This is a genomic window from Aquimarina megaterium XH134 (assembly GCF_000520975.1).
In the GTDB taxonomy this organism is placed as follows: domain Bacteria; phylum Bacteroidota; class Bacteroidia; order Flavobacteriales; family Flavobacteriaceae; genus Aquimarina; species Aquimarina megaterium.
The window spans coordinates 1-7,123 of sequence record NZ_JACB01000085.1; the positions used below are offsets into that span (position 1 = coordinate 1).

5 protein-coding genes are annotated in these 7,123 nt (G+C 34.2%); 1 reads left to right on the forward strand and 4 read right to left on the reverse strand.

What is annotated here, in order from left to right; translation table 11 throughout:
* Positions 1-361 precede the first annotated feature (361 nt).
* Positions 362-2,746, forward strand: a complete 2,385-nt coding sequence (locus Z053_RS0126945; RefSeq protein WP_025668087.1) for a TonB-dependent receptor — start codon at positions 362-364, stop codon at positions 2,744-2,746.
* Between the two features lie 172 nt (positions 2,747-2,918).
* Here the strand turns inward: Z053_RS0126945 and Z053_RS0126950 are convergent, their stop codons facing one another.
* The 4 genes from Z053_RS0126950 to uvrB form a co-directional block, all read right to left on the reverse strand.
* Positions 2,919-3,434: a flavodoxin family protein gene (locus tag Z053_RS0126950; protein WP_025668088.1), complete on the reverse strand. Its 516-nt coding sequence runs from the start codon at positions 3,432-3,434 to the stop codon at positions 2,919-2,921.
* 132 nt (positions 3,435-3,566) lie between these two features.
* Entirely contained in the window at positions 3,567-3,911 is a 345-nt protein-coding gene (locus tag Z053_RS0126955) for a 5-carboxymethyl-2-hydroxymuconate Delta-isomerase (RefSeq protein WP_025668089.1), read from the reverse strand.
* 51 nt (positions 3,912-3,962) lie between these two features.
* Positions 3,963-4,982 carry an adenosine deaminase gene (locus Z053_RS0126960; RefSeq protein WP_206539226.1) on the reverse strand — a complete coding sequence of 340 codons (1,020 nt, stop codon included), beginning with the start codon at positions 4,980-4,982 and terminating at the stop codon, positions 3,963-3,965.
* Positions 4,983-5,049: 67 nt separating this feature from the next.
* Entirely contained in the window at positions 5,050-7,056 is a 2,007-nt protein-coding gene (gene uvrB, locus Z053_RS0126965) for an excinuclease ABC subunit UvrB (protein WP_025668091.1), read from the reverse strand.
* Between the last annotated feature and the right edge of the window lie 67 nt (positions 7,057-7,123).

Here is a 7,123-nt window from a genome sequence, read left to right on the forward strand (position 1 = left end):
ATGATCGATAGTCGATTTAATAAGGAAATAAACCACGTTTATAACAATAAAGCGAAATGTAAACTTCTTTATGTATGCTTTAGATATCATATGTAAAAGTCAATAATAGATGTATCCTTTTTAATAGTACAGGTAAAGATACATAACTGATATACAATAATCATTTTTAGACATATTCAATCGTCAGATAAGATGTTGAATTGTTTTAAATAACGTTTGACTTGATGACATAGGGTACTACTCCATTTTATACTATTCAGACTTGTTTTTGACATTTCAAGAGTAAAAATACCAACTGGGTATTTTAAATTTTAAGAGTTGAAAAAGAAGTCACAGATTTGAACAAAATAGGAATCAAATCATGAGAAAAATCACTTTTGTATTTATTATTGTACTAGGATACATAGCAAATGCACAAACAGGAATCATTAAAGGTCTTGTTGTTGATAAACAATCAGAAAGCCCTTTACCCGGAGCTACAATTGAGTTATTAAATGTAGAACAAGCCATTGGGGTGATAACCGATATAGATGGGTATTTTACATTAGAAAATGTACCGCTTGGCCGTCAAATGATACGAGTAAGTTACATTGGGTTCGAATCGATTACGATACCAAATATCGTAGTAACTTCTGGTAAGGATGCAGCAGTTAATGTAGCACTTATAGAGGCTTTTGATCGGTTAGATGAAGTTATTATTACATCAGAAACCGGTAAAGCACAGGCTATAAATAAACTTACCTCTGTTTCGGCTAGACAGTTTGGAGTCGAAGAAGTAACACGTTTTTCGGGAGGACGGAGTGATGTTGGTCGTTTGGCAGCAAATTTTGCAGGTGTTTCTTCCCCCGATGATAGTAGAAATGATATTGTGATACGAGGTAATTCTCCTGTAGGATTACTATGGCGGGTAGAAGGAGTGCCCATACCAAGCCCTAATCATTATTCTACCCTGGGAACGACAGGTGGGCCAGTTTCTGCTTTAAATCCTAATCTGTTAAAAAACTCAGATTTTATTACCTCGGCTTTCCCTGCAGAATATGGAAATGCAATAGGAGGAGTATTTGATCTTGGATTTAGAAAAGGTAATGTAGATGATTATGAATATACTGGTCAGGTAGGTATTTTTACAGGAGTAGAAGCAATGGCAGAAGGTCCATTAGGGAAAAATAAAGGTTCGTTTTTGGTGGCCGGAAGATATTCATTAGTAAGCCTTCTAGGAATAGGAGCAGGAGGAACATCGGCTACACCAAATTACTATGATGTTTCATTTAATGTAGATTTTGGAAAAAGTAAACTAGGTAACTTTTCATTATTTGGGATTATTGGTTTTTCTGATATTGAATTTCTTGGAGATGATATTGATGAGGATGATCTATTTGCTGCCGAAGATGAAAATTCTAAGGCAGACTCTGGTTTTGGGGTGATTGGTCTTAAGCACCAGATCAATATTGGTTCATCCTCTTTTTTAAGAACAACAGTAGCTGGATCTTTTGCAACTAATGAATTTAAAGCAGACCGCTTTATTGAAAAAAACACTCCGCAAGAACGTATTATAAAATATACTGAAGCCGATAATACAGAATCACGCCTCACGTTCTCTACGCTTTTTAACTCTAAATTGAGTAGTAAAAGTACATTACGAACAGGAGTTTTGGTAGAAAATTTTGGAATAGAATCTATAGAACGAGATCGTACAAAACAACCTGATAATGATGGTGATGGCGATCCCGATCTTTTCACGTTTACAGATATAGACGAAAATTTAAGTATTATTCAACCTTATATTCAGGGGCAGTTTAGGCTTACCGAGAAACTAACGTTAAATGCCGGACTACATGGGCAGTATAGTACACTGAATGAACAATTTGTATTTGAACCTAGAGCAGGGCTTTCTTATAAGATTAATCAGAATCATCGTTTTAGTTTTGGATATGGATTGCATCATCAACCAGTTCCTTTACCATTATTGTTTTTAAATGAGGACGTTAATGGAGAATTGGTACAGACCAACCTGGATCTTGATTTTGTGAGAAGTAATCATTATGTGTTAGGTTATGATGTAAGAATTAGTAAAGGCTGGAGAGGTAAAGTCGAGGTATATTATCAGGATGTTAGTAAGGCCGCGGTAGAACCTTTTTCATCAAGCTATTCTTCTTTGACAGAAGGAGCAGATTTTGGATTCGAAAACGATAGGGTATCACTGGTTAATGAAGGGACAGGTTTTAACCAGGGGATAGAACTGACTTTAGAGAAGTTTTTTAGTGATGGATATTATGGATTGTTAACCACTTCGCTATTCGAAAGTAAATATGAAGGAAGTGATGGTATAGAACGAAATACACCTTTTAATAATGGATATGTAGTAAATCTTCTTGCCGGAAAAGAGTTTACTATTGGTAAGGCCAAGAAAGATGTATTATTTTTTGATACTAAGCTAACCGTATCAGGAGGAAGGTATTTTACCCCTGTTAATTTGGAAGCTTCACAATTGGCAGGTTTTCAGGTGTTAAGAGAAGATTTGGCTTTTAGTGAGCAAAATGATGACTATTTTAGATGGGATGTTAAATTTGGATACAAAATCAATAGCAAATCAAAAAAACGTTCTCACCAGTTTTATGTTGATCTTCAAAATGTAACGAATAATGAGAATATTTTTACTCGTCGTTATAATCGTTTAACTAATCAGGTGGATCAAGTTGATCAAATTGGGTTCTTTCCTGATTTTGGGTATCGCTTTCAGTTTTAAAAAAAATATTTCTCATTTAGTATGACAACAAGCAGCATAGAAGTTTGTGCTATTCATCATTTAAAGATCATTAGGGATATTTTGAACACCTAATAAACCTGTTTACAAGTATTGTATGTAATTTTTTATAAAGAGGCTGTCTGAAAAGAATATTTCAGACAGCCTCTTTTATTTAATCCTTCTTTTTTATCTTTTCAGAAATAAAAACATTGATATCGTTCTTTAATTGCTTTGGAATATTCTCGTCTTCTATCCATGTATGGATATCTCCTAAATATTCCATACCAAGATAATGTGCACTTTCTATAAATGGCATTGTAAAGCCTTTCTTTAATTCTGATCCAGAACCACAACTTATTATTACCATCTTTTTTCCTCTTAACTTTCTTCCGGTTGTCCTTTCGATTTTTATGCAATCCGTTATCCTATCCATAAAAGTTTTCATGATCCCACTCATTGCATACCAGTATACTGGTGTCGCAAAAATAAGAGTGTCATAGTTCTCAACGATCTCTTTTATTGTGGGGAGAAAGTCATCATCTCTATTCTTAAAATCATAATCAAAAGGACCTATGTTTTTGGATTTCAAATCTATTATATCGAATCCGGTTCTTTCTTTTATAAATAATGCTATTTTGTTTGTATTTCCATTACTTTTCGAACTTCCTTGTAGTATTACGCCTCTCATATTCTGGATCTAAAGATTACAGAACAAAGCTATTTTGTTTATAGCACTTATCAAATAAGGGGCAAATTTTACCCTATAGTATTTTATTAATCTAATTTAAAAATAGAAGAAAAACTGATGCTTTGAAGTTGATTATACCATTGTTTTATTACAGTAGGATGATTTTTCAAACTCTCTAAGGTTAATAGAAAGAATAGGTACATTGGGAAACATCGTTTTTAGTGTACTGACTATTTTTTTAGAAAGATCAGCTTTTTGATGATCATTTCTACCTTCCATCAAATTACCAAAAACATGAATAAAATCATCTTTGGTATTTCCTACAGTATAGTATTTAAAAGGGTTGATTCTTACTTTAATGTCTCCTACGGTAAAAAGCCCCGTAGCATCGGCTGCATTGTATACAGCTTGTATGATTTCTTCAGGAGATTTTAATTGAATGATGTGTTCGGAGCAATCTAATATGAAATGCGGCATGTACTATTTTATTTTGGGTTTGATTTTTGTTTCCTATACACGTATGGAAATTTAATTATTTTGAAAATACGCTTCGACCTGTGCGATCTTCTCTTCTTTTTCTTTGTCGGATAACCAGCTTGCTTTGAAGCTGTTTTTAACTAATTCTGTAATTTGCTTTTTAGAAAGATTTAATGCTTGAGCAATGCCTATATAATTCTCGTTCATATACCCTCCAAAATAGGCTGGGTCATCAGAATTAATGGTTACTAATAAACCTTTATCTATCATTTCTGGTAAAGGATATTTTTTTAAATCGTTAATCACTTTCAATTCAAGATTAGATAAAGGACATAATGTTAGTGGTATTTGTAAACTTGCCAGTTGTTTTACTAATCGATCATCTTCTAAACATCGGTTGCCATGATCAATACGAGTTACTTTTAATAGATTAATAGCTTCCCAGATATATTCTGCAGGCCCTTCTTCTCCTGCATGAGCTACTGTTATAAAACCTTCCTCTTTTGCTTTAGCAAAAACACGTTCGAATTTTGAAGGAGGATTTCCTACTTCAGAAGAATCCAGACCAACTCCACTAATCCATTTTTTGTAAGGCAAAGCTTGTTGTAATGTTTCAAAAGCCGAAGCCTCATCTAGATGCCGTAAAAAGGATAGAATCAATTTGTAGGTAATCCCCAGTTTTTCTCTGCCATCCTCTAATGCACGATAAATTCCTTTAATAACGGTGTCAAATAAAATACCTCTGTCGGTATGGGTTTGAGGATCAAAAAAAATCTCTGTATGCACAAGATTTTGTGTATGGACTTTGGTAAGATACGCCCAAGTGAGGTCATAAAAATCCTGTTCTTCGATCAGTACATTGGCACCAGCATAATAGATATCAAGAAATTCTTGAAGATTATTAAAACTATAAGCTCTTTTTAACTCATCGACTGTAGAGTATTTGATTTCTTTATTGTTTCTTTTTGCAATTTTAAACATCAACTCAGGTTCGAATGTTCCTTCGATATGTAGATGAAGTTCTACTTTAGGTATACCTTCAATAAATTTTTCAATTGAAATATTACTCATAATGGTCTTATGTTTTTTTAATAGCATGATCATCTCAAGATCTACACTATAAATTATATCGCAAAAATTACACTTTTTGATCCTGTATCTTATTTTGCAACATTTTGATCTCGTCTCGCAATCGTGCTGCAGTCATAAAATCTAATTCTTTAGCGGCTTTTTCCATTTCCTTACGAACATTACGGATTCGTGTCTCTAATTGTTCTTTGGTGTAGTAGGCTGTTTCTTCTTCAGCAGCTTTTAGGGTAGGAGCATTTTCAAAAGTATAAGGTTCTACTTTTTTACCAGCTAAGGCATTATCCAGGGATTTTTTAATCGCGGTTGGTGTAATGCCATGTTTAGTATTGTAAGCTATTTGTTTTTGCCGTCGGTATTCTGTATCATCAATGGTTTTTTGCATGCTATCTGTAATTTTATCAGCATACATAATTGCTTTTCCGTTTACATGCCTTGCTGCTCTACCAACAGTTTGTATCAAGGAACGCTTATTTCTTAAAAAACCTTCCTTGTCGGCATCTAGAATAGCTACCAATGATACTTCAGGAAGATCTAACCCTTCTCGCAATAAGTTTACTCCTATCAATACATCAAAAATACCTTTTCGCAGATCTTGCATAATTTCTACCCGTTCTAATGTGTCTACATCGCTATGGATGTATCTACAGCGAATATCGATTCTGGTTAGATATTTTGTTAATTCTTCTGCCATTCTTTTGGTTAGTGTAGTAACGAGGATACGCTCGTCTAAATCAATTCGTTTTTGCATCTCTTCGATGAGGTCATCGATTTGATTTAAGCTAGGGCGAACTTCTATTACAGGGTCTAGTAACCCTGTTGGTCTAATGATTTGTTCTACATAGGTTCCTTCACTTTTTTGTAATTCATAATCTGCTGGTGTAGCACTGATATACATAACTTGATTTTGGATTGCCTCAAGTTCTTCAAACTTTAAAGGTCTATTATCCATTGCGGCAGGAAGTCTGAAGCCATATTCTACCAGGTTTTCTTTCCTAGAGCGATCACCACCATACATGGCATGAGTCTGGGGTATCGTAACATGACTTTCGTCAATAATCATTAAATAATCATCGGGGAAATAATCGAGTAGGCAAAATGGTCTTGTGCCTGGATTTCTACCATCGAGATAACGAGAGTAGTTTTCGATACCAGAACAATAACCAAGTTCTTTGATCATTTCCAGATCAAAATTAGTGCGTTCTTCTAGTCGTTTAGCTTCTAGTGGTTTTCCAATTTCTTTAAAGTATTCTACCTGTTTTCCTAAATCAAGTGCAATTTGATCAATTGCATTATGTAATACTTCAGGAGAAGTTACAAACATATTGGCTGGATAAATGTTCAATTGATCGTATTTCTCAACAACCGTATTGGTTTGTACATCAAAAGATTCTATCTCTTCAATTTCATCTCCAAAGAAATGAACTCTAAATGCATCATCAGCATAACTTGGAAAAATATCAACAGTATCTCCTTTTATTCTAAAATTTCCATGTTTAAACTCAGCTTCGGTTCTCGAATATAAACTTTGTACCAAACGGTGCAATAGAGCTGTCCTGGATACAAACTGTCCTGATTGTATCGAAATCACATTTTTCTTAAACTCTGCAGGATTACCAATACCATATAGGCAAGATACAGAAGCGACAACCAAAACATCTCTTCTTCCAGATAAGAGCGAAGAAGTAGCGCTTAAACGTAGCTTTTCAATCTCATCATTGATTGATAAATCTTTTTCGATATAGGTTCCCGAAGTAGGAATATAAGCTTCTGGCTGATAGTAATCATAGTATGAAACAAAATATTCTATAGCATTCTTAGGGAAAAATTGTTTAAACTCAGAAAAAAGCTGGGCGGCCAATGTTTTGTTATGCGCCAATATTAAAGTTGGTCGCTGTACTTGTTGGATTACATTAGCAGCAGTAAAAGTCTTTCCTGATCCCGTTACGCCTAAAAGCGTTTGATATTTTTCGTTAGATTCAATACCTTCAACCAATTGTCGTATTGCTTCTGGTTGATCTCCAGTGGGTTTGAATTCAGATTCCAATTCGAACTTCATGTATCTTTTCTTTTTCACAATAAAGATACCAAATCTACCTATAGAATTAACGAATAAGAGAGAAACT

Excerpts from the sequence above, each read along its gene's own strand:
- Z053_RS0126950 (WP_025668088.1), bottom strand. The coding sequence starts at position 3,434 with ATGAGAGGCGTAATACTACAAGGAAGTTCGAAAAGTAATGGAAATACA.
- uvrB (WP_025668091.1), bottom strand. The coding sequence starts at position 7,056 with ATGAAGTTCGAATTGGAATCTGAATTCAAACCCACTGGAGATCAACCA.
- Z053_RS0126955 (WP_025668089.1), bottom strand. The coding sequence starts at position 3,911 with ATGCCGCATTTCATATTAGATTGCTCCGAACACATCATTCAATTAAAA.
- Z053_RS0126945 (WP_025668087.1), top strand. The coding sequence starts at position 362 with ATGAGAAAAATCACTTTTGTATTTATTATTGTACTAGGATACATAGCA.
- Z053_RS0126960 (WP_206539226.1), bottom strand. The coding sequence starts at position 4,982 with ATGAGTAATATTTCAATTGAAAAATTTATTGAAGGTATACCTAAAGTA.